At 43.1% G+C, this 13,637-nt stretch carries 11 protein-coding genes and 1 pseudogene; 8 read left to right on the forward strand and 4 right to left on the reverse strand.

Annotation, left to right across the window (positions count from 1 at the left end; all coding sequences use genetic code 11):
* Positions 1–49 precede the first annotated feature (49 nt).
* Positions 50–952: an EamA family transporter gene (locus AC3IRT_RS05425; protein ID WP_489395410.1), complete on the reverse strand. Its 903-nt coding sequence runs from the start codon at positions 950–952 to the stop codon at positions 50–52.
* Between the two features lie 74 nt (positions 953–1,026).
* Between AC3IRT_RS05425 and AC3IRT_RS05430 the strand changes: the two genes are divergently transcribed.
* The 3 genes from AC3IRT_RS05430 (at position 1,027) to AC3IRT_RS05440 (ending at position 4,340) form a co-directional block, all read left to right on the forward strand.
* A complete protein-coding gene (locus tag AC3IRT_RS05430; RefSeq protein ID WP_489395411.1) occupies positions 1,027–1,659 on the forward strand; it encodes a C40 family peptidase in 633 nt (210 codons plus the stop codon).
* An 83-nt stretch (positions 1,660–1,742) separates the two neighbouring features.
* A complete protein-coding gene (locus AC3IRT_RS05435; protein WP_489395412.1) occupies positions 1,743–2,237 on the forward strand; it encodes a hypothetical protein in 495 nt (164 codons plus the stop codon).
* Positions 2,238–2,471: 234 nt separating this feature from the next.
* On the forward strand, positions 2,472–4,340 hold the full coding sequence (locus tag AC3IRT_RS05440; protein ID WP_489395413.1) for a DNA polymerase III subunit gamma/tau: 1,869 nt from the start codon (positions 2,472–2,474) through the stop codon (positions 4,338–4,340).
* 5 nt (positions 4,341–4,345) lie between these two features.
* Here the strand turns inward: AC3IRT_RS05440 and AC3IRT_RS05445 are convergent, their stop codons facing one another.
* From AC3IRT_RS05445 to ubiE, 3 genes are read right to left on the reverse strand one after another with little or no spacing between them, the layout of a single operon-like run.
* Positions 4,346–4,795, reverse strand: coding sequence for a GatB/YqeY domain-containing protein (locus AC3IRT_RS05445; protein WP_489395414.1), 450 nt, complete (start codon positions 4,793–4,795; stop codon positions 4,346–4,348).
* A gap of 7 nt (positions 4,796–4,802) precedes the next feature.
* A complete protein-coding gene (locus tag AC3IRT_RS05450) occupies positions 4,803–5,564 on the reverse strand; it encodes an SDR family NAD(P)-dependent oxidoreductase (RefSeq protein ID WP_489395415.1) in 762 nt (253 codons plus the stop codon).
* A 1-nt stretch (position 5,565) separates the two neighbouring features.
* Complete coding sequence (ubiE, locus tag AC3IRT_RS05455) at positions 5,566–6,303, reverse strand: bifunctional demethylmenaquinone methyltransferase/2-methoxy-6-polyprenyl-1,4-benzoquinol methylase UbiE (protein ID WP_489395416.1); 738 nt, start codon at positions 6,301–6,303, stop codon at positions 5,566–5,568.
* A gap of 396 nt (positions 6,304–6,699) precedes the next feature.
* Here ubiE and dnaB point away from each other — a divergent pair, with 396 nt between their 5' ends.
* From dnaB to AC3IRT_RS05480, 5 genes and pseudogenes are all read left to right on the forward strand, one after another.
* Positions 6,700–8,292 (forward strand): replicative DNA helicase, encoded by a 1,593-nt coding sequence (gene dnaB, locus AC3IRT_RS05460; RefSeq protein ID WP_489395417.1) that lies wholly within the window; start codon positions 6,700–6,702, stop codon positions 8,290–8,292.
* Between the two features lie 113 nt (positions 8,293–8,405).
* Positions 8,406–10,670, forward strand: coding sequence for an ATP-dependent helicase (locus tag AC3IRT_RS05465; protein ID WP_489395418.1), 2,265 nt, complete (start codon positions 8,406–8,408; stop codon positions 10,668–10,670).
* A gap of 71 nt (positions 10,671–10,741) precedes the next feature.
* Positions 10,742–11,476: a DUF4290 domain-containing protein gene (locus AC3IRT_RS05470; RefSeq protein WP_489395419.1), complete on the forward strand. Its 735-nt coding sequence runs from the start codon at positions 10,742–10,744 to the stop codon at positions 11,474–11,476.
* Between the two features lie 69 nt (positions 11,477–11,545).
* Positions 11,546–12,871 (forward strand): UDP-N-acetylglucosamine 1-carboxyvinyltransferase, encoded by a 1,326-nt coding sequence (gene murA, locus AC3IRT_RS05475; protein WP_489395420.1) that lies wholly within the window; start codon positions 11,546–11,548, stop codon positions 12,869–12,871.
* A gap of 221 nt (positions 12,872–13,092) precedes the next feature.
* Positions 13,093–13,584, forward strand: a pseudogene (locus tag AC3IRT_RS05480) (YceI family protein); the annotation flags it as partial.
* Positions 13,585–13,637: the final 53 nt, after the last annotated feature.

Raw genomic sequence — 13,637 nt, forward strand, 5'->3', positions numbered from 1 at the left:
ATAGCTTCGTAGAATATTTCTTATAGGAATAAATAATACAGCTCCGACACTAACCCGTCGGAGCTTTTTTTGGTTTTTGCAACTGGATGACAATGATCACTGTCAAAATAAATAACAAACCAAACCACTGCCAGCCGGATACGTATTCCCCTAATACCACGTGCGACATACAGACCGCTACGGGCAATTCTACCGCACTTAAAATACTACCCAAGGAGTAACCCGTTTTAGGCATTCCGTAAGCAAATAACAAGGGTGGTATCACCGTGCCAAATAAAGCTAATAGAAGTCCGTAAGGAAGCAGGCGATACATAGTTTCTAACGATAGCAATCCCATTGGCTGCAACAAGACTAGAATAAGTACCAGCGCGCCCGTGATCATCAGAGCACTTTTCAACACCGTGGGATAATCATTCCCGATTCTCCCATTCAGCATGATGAATAGCGAATAAGCCGTAGCAGCACCAAAACCATATAGTAGCCCTTCAACAGATAAATTCGGCACTTCTTCTTCGAGCAAACCGGTAGAAAATAGCGTGCCTAAGATAATGAGCACACAACCGATTAATTGTATTTGACTGGGCGGTTTTTTGAATAGCAGCCATTCTAAGATGGCGCCTATCCAAATATATTGCATCAACAAGATGATTGCAATCGAAGCAGGTACGAGTTGTACACATTGATAATAGAGTACGCTAACCAAGCCTGTGCTCAAGCCAGCTACTACCAATAACCACTTCGGATCCTTCCGGACGGGATGGTGCTTTGGAGCTTTACCTATTTGTGAAATAGCATACACCAACCATAAAAAAACTACGCCAAAGAGTGCTTGAGAGCCAGTTACTTCGCCCAAGCTAAAACCTGCTTTGTACGCTTTTTTTACAAAAGTAGATAGCACGCCAAAGCTTGCTGCTCCGAAAAATACGGCTAATGATCCTTTAAGTTTCTCCATTATCTCGCAAAAGTAAATAACAATTGTGGAAAAAAGTGCTTTGCTTTTTCGTGTCGCGAAAATACTTTTGTAACATGGCAACTCCTATCACACAGGTTACGGCGTATAAAGCATATCAACTCATATTCATACTTTGCGGCGCGCTGCTGTTTGGATCATGCGGGGTGCGCAAGAAAAGCAATACCAACTACCGCTATGGAAAACTAGAAAGTGGTAAACACCGGAATACAACAAAAGCGCCTGTATCTGATGCTAGCAAAGCACGTTCAATGTCTTATTCGGGCAATAAATTGGATAATTATGCGCAACTGCTGGGCGTAAATAGTCGAGACATCTCCAAAAGTAGTGACTTATATCTTTTTATCGACGATTGGATGGGTACGCCACATCGTACGGGCGGATTGGATCGCAATGGCATGGATTGCTCTGCCTTTGTGGGATTGTTGTATCGCGAAGTGTTTAGTCAAAATCTGCCACGTACTTCTCGAGATATGGCCGATAACGTCAAACGAAAATATGAAAACCAGTTAAAAGAAGGTGACCTCGTGTTCTTTTCCTTTGGTGGGCGAAATATCGACCATGTGGGGATCTATCTGCACAATGGTAAGTTTGTCCATGTATCTACCAAGAAAGGGGTCATCATCTCAGACCTGAAAGATACGTGGTATTATCACTATTTCAAGCGTGCGGGTAGCCCAAAGACTTAGTCAGCAAATCGTTTCTTTCTACACTTCCGATCATAAAGTCTGCATAAATGCGTACTTTTGTGCGCACTTTACATTTAAAAACTATGTCTGACAGAGGAAAACGGATTTTTCTCGGAATTTGTATCATCGTTCCATTCTTTATTTACTGTTTTTACTATTATTCTGCGATGGTAAAAAATGCACCGTTTCGCTTTACCGACTTCGAAGCCATTGAGCTGACCTACGGTAAACCCGATTCTATGCAAAATCATTACAGCTCCACGACACATCTGTATCAGTTTGAGCGAAAAAATGGAACAGTCGCATTAGATACCGTAAAGCTGCGTGATAATGATCTGTTGTACCTACATCGCAAGGCACAAGAATTGGGCTTTTGGAATGTAGATAATGACATGACGACACCAGTGGCCGACCGTCAGCCTTCGGCTGCCCGATTTGTACTTAAGTTTACCTACAAGGAAAAATCCAAAGAAGTGACTTTGGATACCGATTATCCGGGTAATCCAAAGATGAAAGAAGCCGCAAAGACCACCATTGATGAGGTCATGAAGATGATCGCCGAGGCACAGGCTCGCTGATCCGCTACAAAAAAGTATTAACATAACGCATGGATAACACAGACTTCAAACGACGGGATTATCTTTGTGCAAGTAGATTATTTGTTTTATATACTTGTGTTTAGTTAGTTACAGGTCTGTTGCGAAACATGCCACTGAGTTATCAAAAAGCCATCCATAAGATGGCTTTTTTTGTATCCTTTTTTTGCGGTGCTCATATTGCGTAGGGTCGAATATTTCCGTAACTTCGTTGCAATGGACAATTTTATTGTTTCTGCCCGAAAATACCGCCCAGTCACCTTTGATTCGGTCGTAGGGCAGTCGCACATCACCAATACGCTGAAGAACGCAATACACAACAATCAGTTGGCGCAAGCATTCTTATTTTGTGGTCCCCGCGGTGTGGGAAAGACCACCTGTGCGCGTATTTTGGCGAAAACAATAAACTGTGAGCAGATTTCTGAAAATACCGAAGCCTGTGGCGAATGCAATAGCTGTCGTTCTTTCCAGAACGGCAACTCGTTTAGCATTCACGAGCTGGATGCAGCTTCTAACAACTCGGTAGAAGATATTCGCTCGCTCATTGAGCAAGTGCGCATCCCACCGCAAACCGGTAAATACAAGATCTACATCATCGATGAGGTGCACATGCTATCTCAGCAAGCCTTCAATGCTTTTCTGAAAACATTAGAAGAACCTCCTAGTTACGCCATCTTCATCTTGGCAACTACCGAGAAGCATAAGATCCTTCCAACGATCTTGTCCCGTTGTCAGATTTTTGATTTCAACCGCATTCAAGTCGAAGATATGGCCAATCACTTGGCCAGAATAGCGAAAAATGAAGGCATTACTTACGAGGATGATGGCCTGCATGTCATTGCGCAGAAAGCGGATGGCGGATTACGGGATGCACTCTCTATGTTTGATCAGATTGTGAGTTTCTCGAATAAGGAAGTCACCTACCGCGCGGTAATCGACAATCTCAATATTCTAGATTACGATTACTACTTTGATCTACTACAGCACATCGCGCAGCAAGATGCCGCGCAGGCCTTGTTGATATTTGATAAGGTATTGAGCAATGGCTTTGATGGCGGACATTTTATCGCCGGTCTCTCGGCACACTTGCGCAATCTGCTGGTGGCCAAAGAACCGATTACCTTAAAGTTACTTGAAGTAGGGGATACTATTCGGAAAAAATACTTGGAACAATCGCAACAGCTCAACAGCGGTTTGCTATTGTCGGCGCTTAACATCGCCAACCAGTGCGAGATTAATTACCGAACTAGCAAAAACCATCGGCTTCAGGTAGAGCTCGCTTTACTCAAAATGTGCCACATCGCTACCGCGATTCGAATGAGCCTTACAGAAACATCAACGGAAGTTGATGTAAAAAAAAAACTAACGGATAAACCGGCCGATATAGCCAGCACTTCTTCTGCGACGACTAGTCGCGAAGCCGAAACGGCTGCAAAAGCGCGAGTAGAACCGCTTACCGCAAACACTAACTCGACAACGGCTAATCCAGTTCCACAGTCATCGGCAAGTTCGCCGGCCGAGTCGATTACTAAAAATTCCATAGCAATCCCTTCGGGAAATAATCCATCCGTCGCCAAAGAAGCGGAAGGGAAACCGATAGTTGCGCCATCGAAAGGATGGGGCGCATTACCGGCAAAAAAGCTGTTGCCCGATCTTAATACCATTCTCGATCAAAAGGATGAGGCGGAAGAAGAGAATAAACTGCTGCAAGGTTCGGAATTCACCGAAGTAGAACCGGAAGATTTTTTAAAGAAGTGGACTGCATACGCGGATTTTGTGAAGCAGGAGAACAAAATCACCTTGTATACCATCATGTCGTCTAGTACGCCAGAGCTGAAAGGAAATATCATCGAGGTGGAGGTCGAAAATATGGTGCAAATGGAAGAGCTGAAACTCGGGAAGGTCGATATTTTGAATCACCTGCGAGTACAGCTGCGCAATTTTGCCTTGGACATCCGCGAAGTAGTGACCGATAAAACGAAAGTGCGAAAACCCTATACTTCTCAGGAAAAATATCAAGCGATGGTCTCCAAAAACCCAGCTTTGGAGACCCTTAGAAAGAAGTTTAATCTAGGCTTGAGCTAGATATATTATCCTAATAAAGCTTTTACGACTTGCGATATCGTGCCGCCGTCTGCTTTGCCTGCCAAACGCTGGTTCGCTAAGCCCATTACCTTACCCATATCTTTTATAGAAGAAGCACCTGTCTCTGCAACAATCTCCTTGATGATTGCTTCAATCTCGCTGCGGTCCAATTGTTTTGGCAAATAGGCTTCGATTACTTCTTTTTCCTCGATCTCCACTTGGTACAAATCTTCACGATTCTGCGTTTTGTAGATCTCAGCCGACTCCTTACGTTGCTTTACCAATTTCTGCAATACCTTGATCTCCGTATCTTCCGAGATATCTTCCACGTGTGTCTTCTCTGTTTTAGCCAATAAGATTGCCGACTTAATCGCGCGCAAACCTCTTAACTTTACATTGTCTTTGGCGATCATAGCCGCCTTGATATCTTGATTAATCGTTAGTTCTAAAGACATATTTTATTTATTTTCTATTAACAATAGTACCTGTGGCTTGTGCCGTAGGCATGATGAGTAAATCGTTGATATTGATGTGGGCACGACGGGATAATACGAAAGCGATCACTTCGGCAATATCTTGTCCGCTGAGCGCTTCCACACCTTTATATACCGCTTGTGCGCGTTCGGTATCGCCATGAAAACGTACTTCCGAAAATTCGGTTTCTACCATTCCGGGATGGATTGCCGATACGCGAATTCCTTTTTCCAGCAGATCGATTCGCATCGCTTTGTTCAGTGCGTCTACCGCATGTTTGGTCGCACAATATACGTTTCCGTTTGGATACACCTCTTTGCCTGCGATCGAGCCGATGTTGATGATATGCGCATTTTTACTGGCTTCCATCAATGGAATCACCGCACGGCTGACGTAAAGCAAACCTTTGATATTGGTGTCGATCATCGTATCCCAATCGCTCAGTTTACCGCTTTGAATAGGATCCAAACCTTGGCTCAATCCGGCATTGTTTATCAACACGTCGATCTCTTGCCATGCTGCTGGGAGCGCCGTCATCGCTTGTTGCACGGCATCGGCGTCGCGTACATCTAATGTGAAGGTGAAGATGTCCGTTTCCGGAAGATCTTTCAAAATTGTATTTTTAAGCGCTTCTAATCTTTCCGTACGACGAGCACAAAGTGCTAATCGATATCCTTCTTTGGCAAGCAATAAGGCGCAGGCTTGGCCAATACCTGAACTTGCTCCGGTGATGAGTACAGTTCTATTCATATTATTTGGTGGCTTCGTATATCGTGCAAAATCCAAAAGTTTGTGGTCGTACTTTGGTTTCTTTAAATCCGGCTGTTTGCATCATCTCTGCAAATACAGCTCCGCTCGGGAATTGTGCAACCGACTCCGGTAAATAGCTGTAAGCGCGTTTATCTTTAGAAATGAGGCGACCCATTGCTGGCGTAAACTTGTGGAAGTAAAAATGAAACAACTGCTTGATCGGGAAGGCAGTCGGATTAGAAAGTTCCAATACAATGGCTTTCCCACCAGGGCGGATCACACGATATATTTCATTTAACCCTTGTTGAAGGTTCTCAAAGTTGCGGACTCCAAAGGCAACGGTAACAGCATCGAAATGCCCTTCGACGAAAGGAAGATTTTCAGAATCACCCAGCATCACATCGAACTGGCTTGTTAATTCCTTCTTCTTAATTTTTTCTTTGGCTACTGCCAACATCCCTTCAGAAATATCAATACCAACTATTTTTTTTGGATTCAACAGTTTGATCGATTCAATCGCAAAATCACCGGTTCCGGTGGCTACATCCAGAATATGTTGTGGCTCGATTACACGTAGTGAACGGATTGCTTTGCGACGCCAAATGATATCGATGCCCATCGTCATGAAACGATTAAGCATATCATAAGTAGAAGAAATGTTGTTGAACATATCAGCTACTTGTTCCTTTTTATTGCCGTCTGCCGAATAGGGTTTAACTGTTGAATTAGGAGCTGTCATAGGCACAAATATACGATAATGCGTGGGGAGAAGGTCTGCTATTTATGTAAAAATATGTTTCTGCTTAATGAGTACATTGGCGGAGAAAATTGGGGATATTACAATAGAGTGTAAATACCTTATCCACATCAGGGATGTGAATTCAACATTGTTGTATTGTTCAGTTTTTCAATTGTTTATGCTGCTTGTTAACACGAATTTTTTTTTTGTTGTGGAATACGTGCTTGGTGTAGCACACGCTAAACAGAGGATTAAAGCGTTTAGTGAAAAGGAGTGTTTAAAACTTAAATGATGCGTCGTAGCTATTTTTGTTACTTTTGCTATCCCATTAATGTTTTCCGCAATACGGAATCAGGGAATGTGTGAAAAACCCCCTTAGAAAACCACTTTATTTATATGTCACAACAGAGCGAAAATAATACTAATGACTCCGGAAAATCCGGCAAGGCCAATTTGAACAGAAAGCGCGCAGGTGTAAATAACTTGATCGGCGGTCTGGGCAAGTTACCGCCGCAAGCCCCAGATCTGGAAGAAGCAGTATTGGGCGCGCTCATGTTGGAAAAAAATGCCTTGAGTGAGGTAATTGATATTCTAAAACCGGAGTCATTCTACAAAGAATCTCACCAGAAGATCTTTCAGGCAATTTACAATCTATTTCAGAAATCATCTCCAATAGATTTGTTAACCGTGACCACCGAATTGCGCCAAATGGGTGCTTTAGAGATGGTGGGCGGAGCATATTATATTACACAATTGACAGATCGTGTCGTTTCTGCGGCAAACATCGAGTTTCACGCACGTATTATTTCGCAGAAATACATACAACGGGAACTGATTCAAGTATCCACCGAGATTATCAATGCTTCGTACGACGAGACCAGCGATATCTTTGACTTGTTGGACCATGCGGAAAAAAGCCTTTTTGACATTGCACAAAATAACCTGCGTCGTGATTCGCGCAAGATGGACGACATCATGCGTGAAGCGATCAACGCGTTGGAACTCTTGCGTGACCGCACCGACGGACTAACGGGTATTCCTAGCGGATTGACGGCCTTAGATCGCATGACATCGGGTTGGCAACCTTCCGATTTAGTGATTATCGCTGCACGTCCAGCGATGGGAAAGACGGCTTTTGTACTTTCAGTCGCACGTAATGCGGCGGTGGATCATCAGCGGCCAGTGGCGGTGTTCTCCCTAGAGATGTCGTCTGTGCAGCTGGTTAATCGTTTGATCGCTGGAGAAACAGAAATTGAGCAAGAGAAACTGAAAAAAGGAAATCTGGCAGATCACGAATGGCAGCAATTGCATTCTCGTATCGGTCGATTAACCGAAGCGCCACTTATTATCGATGATACGCCGGCCTTAAATGTGTTTGAATTTCGGGCCAAATGCCGTCGTTTGAAGGCACAGCATGATATACAAATGGTTATTGTCGATTACTTGCAGCTAATGCAGGGAAAAAGCGAAGGCAAAGGTGGCGGAAACCGTGAGCAGGAAATTGGTAGCATTTCGCGTGCCTTGAAATCCGTAGCCAAGGAGTTGAATGTGCCTGTATTGGCGCTATCGCAGTTAAGTCGTGCGGTAGAATCTAGACCTGGAAATAGTAAAAGACCAATGCTTTCCGATTTACGTGAATCTGGATCTATTGAGCAGGATGCCGATATGGTGTTATTCTTGTATCGTCCAGAATATTATGGTATGACGGAGGATGAAGAAGGTCGCCCAACAGCCGGTGTTGGTGAAGTAATCATCGCCAAGCACCGTAATGGAGAAACCGGAATTGTACCTCTGAAATTTATTGGTAAATATGTCAAATTCGTCGATCTCGAAGACGATTTTTATGGAATGGACAGTGGCAAGGATGATGGTTTTGGCGCTTTTGGCGGCCCGCCGTCGCCATCAGCGATGGCGCCATCCGATAGTTTCGGTGGTGGTATCACGATGCCGTCTCGTATGAATGATATGCCAGACGACGCGCCGTTTTAGATTTTTCTAATCGAGCAGTCTGGCAGGCCAATATCGAACTAGGCTTCTTGCCGGATTTTTCTTAGTTTTACACCTTGGTTTCATTACTTTTCATCAATTAAAAGGAAGTTATTTTGGATTATTTAGCGGGGCTCAACCCCTCTCAACGTGGTGCTGTAGAACAAATTCAAGGACCAGTCATGATTGTAGCGGGAGCCGGATCTGGCAAAACCCGTGTTATCACCTACCGCGTAGCTCATTTGATTCGTCAGGGAGTAGATCCCTTCAATATTTTGGTGTTGACCTTTACCAACAAGGCCGCCAAAGAGATGCGTGAGCGGATCATGAAAGTCGTGGGATCGGAAGCAAAAAATATATGGATGGGTACGTTTCACTCCGTGTTTGCACGTATTCTACGCTCGGAAGCCGAATCGATTGGTTATCCGCGTAATTTCACGATTTACGATACCGACGATACCAAAAGTTTGCTCCGTGCTATCCTTCGAGAGATGAATCTGGATGATAAACTGTACAATGCCAATCACGTATACGGCCGGATCTCTTCGGCCAAAAACAACTTGATCTCTCCGCAGGAATACAATAAGAACGAAGCCATCATGGCCGAAGATCGTGCTAATGGCCGTCCGCAATTGGGCGAGATTTATATGACCTATGCGCAGCGTTGTTACCGTGCGGGAGCAATGGATTTTGATGATTTGCTGTTCAAAACCAATGTCTTGCTCAACAAACATCCAGATACTTTACACAAATACCAGCATCAATTCAAATACCTGATGGTAGATGAGTATCAGGATACCAACTTTTCACAATACCTCATTGTAAAGCGTTTGGCTGCGGTGCATGAAAATATCTGTGTGGTAGGAGATGATGCGCAAAGTATTTACGCCTTCCGCGGAGCAAATATTCAAAATATTCTAAATTTTCAGAAAGATTATCCAGATGTGAAGGTTTTCAAGTTGGAGCAGAACTATCGTTCGACCAAAATGATCGTGAATGCCGCCAATAGCATCATTGCCAACAATAAAAATCAGTTGGAGAAAAATGTGTTTTCGGACAACGAGGATGGTGAAAAGATTAAAGTAAGCCGCGCATTTTCCGACAACGAAGAAGGAAAGATTGTCGCGGAAGCCATTCTACAGGAGAAATCTTTGAAAAGTTTGGTCTATAAAGATTTTGCCATTCTATATCGTACCAATGCCCAATCCAGATCGCTGGAGGAAGCCCTGCGCAAGCTCAATGTGCCTTATAAATTGTACGGCGGTACGTCATTTTACCAGCGCAAGGAGATCAAAGATTTAATATCCTATTTCAGGCTCACGTTTAATCCAAATGATGAGGAAGCGTTGAAACGCGTGATCAACTATCCACGTAGAGCGATTGGTGATACGACTCTTGAAAAGTTGATGGTCGCTGCTGATCAGAATAATTATCGATTGTGGGAAGTGTTGGCCAATGCCGGTAGTATTCTGGATGGACGCAGCGCCACGGCGGTGATCAATTTTGCCACCATGATCCAAAGTTTTCAGGCTGTCGCAAAAAATCATTCCGCATTTGATACGGCGATGCACATTGCGCAGCACTCTGGATTGCTAAAAAGTCTGTACGAGGATAAATCGGTGGAAGGCCTGAGCCGTTACGAAAACATTCAGGAACTGCTCAACGGTATCAAAGAATTTTCGGAAAGAGAAGATCTGGAAGAAAAAGGACTAGATATTTTCTTACAAGATGTGGCGTTGCTCACTAACGATGACAAAGACAAAGATCCCAATGCCGATACGGTATCGTTGATGACTATTCACGCATCCAAAGGTTTGGAGTTTAATACGGTATTCATTGTCGGTATGGAAGAAAACCTTTTTCCATCTCAACTGTCTCTAAATTCGAGATCGGAATTAGAAGAAGAACGCCGTTTATTTTATGTCGCGGTTACCCGTGCAGAGAAGAAATTGCACATATCGTATGCTACTTCCCGCTATCGCTGGGGTTCATTGAATAACTGTGAGCCGAGTCGATTTTTGGATGAATTAGCTCCAGCATGTTTGGAGTTAGATTTTAAACCGCGCGTTCCTGCACAGCAAGAAGGTGGTTTTTCATCGGAGCGTACCGCTTGGCAGCGGGAAGAATCATTCAGCAAGCCGAAACCAAAAGTGATCAAGACGACTTCAATTTTGCCAAAGGCTCACGTGCCGACGGCGGGCTTTGCACCATCGGATACCAGCGGCCTGCAAGTGGGCATGGAAGTGGAGCACGAACGCTTCGGATTTGGTAAAGTCGTTAACTTAGAAGGTAATCGACCTGACATAAAAGCAACTATTTTTTTTAAAGAGTTGGGACAAAAGCAATTGTTGCTTAAATTTGCTAAGCTTAGAATTGTATAAAAAAGCACAATTAAAATGATTACAGAACGTCATTAACTTTATAATCAGGCGTTTGCATATAAAATAACACTATGAATTTTGACTATAATAGTACTCGGTCGCACCTGATTTTGGCCGAATATGGCCGTAATGTGCAAAATATGGTCGATTATATCTGTACCATTACCGATCGTGAAGAGCGTAATCGTCTGGCGCAGGTCGTGATCGATATGATGGGGGTTTTGAATCCGCATTTGCGTGACGTGTCCGATTTCAAGCACAAGCTGTGGGATCATCTTTATATTATTTCTGATTTTAAAATCGATGTAGATTCTCCTTATCCTATTCCGGAAAAAGGGCAAATCAGACAAAAACCAGAAACATTACCTTATCCGCAAAAGCGTATTCGTTATAAGCACTACGGTCGTACTGTAGAGGATATGATTAGTAAAGCGATTGCGCAGCCCGAGCCAGAATATACGGAACGCATGGCGCTATCCATCGCTAACTTTATGAAGATGGCTTACCTTTCATGGAATAAAGATTCTGTGTCGGACGAACACATCATTCAAGATTTAAAAGAACTGTCCAAAGGGGTGTTGGTATTACCTGCTGATACGGTGTTGACCAAATTAGATTTCAAAGCTGCGCCTCCAGGAAGTCGTACAAAATCTGCGACTACCAATCAACAAAATAGCTACCAGAAAAATACTGGTGGGGGCAAGAAGCCGATGATGAAGAAAAAAGTTGGTGGCTACAGCAACAACAATAATAACAAGAGCAATAACAACAGCAATTATAACAACAATAGAAAGAAGTATCAATAAGTTGTAAGGAGGAGAAGAGGTAGATAGACATTTACCTCTTCTGTTTCTTCAATGGAATGCTATATACCTATGAACGCATTTGAAATACGTGGCGGTAAGCCATTGAGTGGAGAGATCATTCCACAGGGAGCAAAAAACGAAGCATTGCAGATTATTTCTGCCGTTTTGCTTTCTCCCGAAAAGATCACGATCAGCAATATCCCAGATATTAAGGATGTCAATAAACTCATCGATCTGCTAGCTGCCTTGGGCGTGTCGGTTAATCGTTTGAATGAAGATACGTACGAATTTGAAGCAAAAGATATCAATATCGATTACTTCCAATCCGAAGAGTTTAAGCAAAAAGGAGGTAGCTTACGTGGCTCAATTATGATCGTAGGTCCGCTCTTGGCTCGTTTTGGTAAAGCCGCTATCCCAAAACCGGGAGGTGATAAAATCGGACGTAGAAGATTGGATACACACTTTTTAGGTTTTGAGAAGCTAGGCGCTAAGTTTAACTACGATGCCGAAAAGCACTTTTTTAATGTAGATGCTACCCAATTAAAAGGAACGTACATACTAATGGATGAAGCGTCTGTTACCGGTACAGCTAATATTGTAATGGCTGCTGTATTGGCCAAAGGTAAGACGACTATTTATAACGCCGCCTGCGAACCCTATTTGCAACAACTTTGTAAGATGTTGAATCGTATGGGCGCCAATATTTCAGGTATCGGATCTAACTTATTGACGATCGAAGGCGTCGAGAAATTGGGTGGTACGACGCATCGTATGTTGCCAGATATGATCGAAATCGGTTCATTTATCGGCCTAGCGGCCATGACAGGATCAGAGCTTACAATCAAAGATGTTTGCTTCGCCGAATTGGGGATTATTCCATCTATTTTTGCTCGCTTAGGCATACAATTCGAGTTGCGTGGCGATGATATCTATATACCCGCGCAGAAAAGTTATGAGATCGATACATTTATAGATGGATCTATCTTGACCATTTCCGATGCGCCTTGGCCTGGTTTTACGCCCGATTTATTAAGTATTGTATTGGTTACAGCTATACAAGCCAAAGGCAATGTGCTAATTCATCAAAAGATGTTTGAAAGCCGTCTGTTTTTTGTCGATAAACTGATTGATATGGGAGCACAGATCATTTTATGTGATCCGCATCGCGCTACTGTGATTGGTTTGAATAAGCAAAATACGTTGCGCGGAATCGAAATGACTTCGCCAGATATCCGTGCGGGTGTTTCCCTTTTAATTGCCGCACTGTCTGCACAAGGTACTTCGGTTATTCATAATATCGAACAAATTGAGCGCGGTTACCAGCATATTGAGAAACGTTTGAAAGCATTAGGAGCTGATATTCGGCGTGTAGACGCTTCACCACAAGGTCATTAGCAATTTTTTGATTTTTTTCGCTTATTGCAGAATACTTTTTATCTTTGTTAAAACTAGATGTTTAAACATTAAATAGATCAATCATGAATAGAATCACAGTAGTAGCGGCAGCAGCTGCGTTAATTTTGTCGGCATGTGCTGGCAATCCAGAAGGTAAAAAAGCAGAAACAGCAGATGCTGTGGAAGCAGGCGAAGCTCTATGAACAGCATACACCGTAGATTCAAGTCAGTCTTCTCTAATCTGGAAAGGTACTAAAGTTACTGGTGCTCACGAAGGTACCGTAGATATCAAATCTGGTTCTTTATTGGTAGATAACGAAGCTATCTCTGGTGGTAACTTTGTATTAGATATGAACACCATCAGTTCTACTGACTTAGAAGGTGAGTACAAAGGTAACTTGGATGGTCACTTGAAAAATGAAGATTTCTTCAATGTAACAGAATTTCCGGAAGCTACGTTCCAAATTACACAGGTTACAGCAGGTGCATCAGCGAATGATGTTGTTATCGCTGGTAACTTGACCATCAAAGGTATTTCTAAAAACGTTACTTTCGACGCAACTGTAGAAGAGCTTACTGAAACTACTGTGAAAGTTAAAGCTGATTTTAACATTACACGTGCAGATTGGGGAGTTAACTATACTGGTAAACAAGATGATTTGATTTCAAAAGAGATCAACTTCAAAGTTAACCTTGTTGCAAACAAAGCGTAACACATATTGGTAGCCCGACGAAGGTCGGTCTTTCTCATAAACCTACAGAATTA

It is taken from the genome of Sphingobacterium sp. KH_072, from assembly GCF_057837975.1.

What these genes read in the sequence shown, in the direction of transcription:
- AC3IRT_RS05425 (WP_489395410.1), bottom strand. Translation starts at nt 952, where the DNA reads ATGGAGAAACTTAAAGGATCATTAGCCGTATTTTTCGGAGCAGCAAGC.
- AC3IRT_RS05430 (WP_489395411.1), top strand. Translation starts at nt 1,027, where the DNA reads ATGGCAACTCCTATCACACAGGTTACGGCGTATAAAGCATATCAACTC.
- AC3IRT_RS05435 (WP_489395412.1), top strand. Translation starts at nt 1,743, where the DNA reads ATGTCTGACAGAGGAAAACGGATTTTTCTCGGAATTTGTATCATCGTT.
- AC3IRT_RS05440 (WP_489395413.1), top strand. Translation starts at nt 2,472, where the DNA reads ATGGACAATTTTATTGTTTCTGCCCGAAAATACCGCCCAGTCACCTTT.
- AC3IRT_RS05445 (WP_489395414.1), bottom strand. Translation starts at nt 4,795, where the DNA reads ATGTCTTTAGAACTAACGATTAATCAAGATATCAAGGCGGCTATGATC.
- AC3IRT_RS05450 (WP_489395415.1), bottom strand. Translation starts at nt 5,564, where the DNA reads ATGAATAGAACTGTACTCATCACCGGAGCAAGTTCAGGTATTGGCCAA.
- ubiE (WP_489395416.1), bottom strand. Translation starts at nt 6,303, where the DNA reads ATGACAGCTCCTAATTCAACAGTTAAACCCTATTCGGCAGACGGCAAT.
- dnaB (WP_489395417.1), top strand. Translation starts at nt 6,700, where the DNA reads ATGTCACAACAGAGCGAAAATAATACTAATGACTCCGGAAAATCCGGC.
- AC3IRT_RS05470 (WP_489395419.1), top strand. Translation starts at nt 10,742, where the DNA reads ATGAATTTTGACTATAATAGTACTCGGTCGCACCTGATTTTGGCCGAA.
- murA (WP_489395420.1), top strand. Translation starts at nt 11,546, where the DNA reads ATGAACGCATTTGAAATACGTGGCGGTAAGCCATTGAGTGGAGAGATC.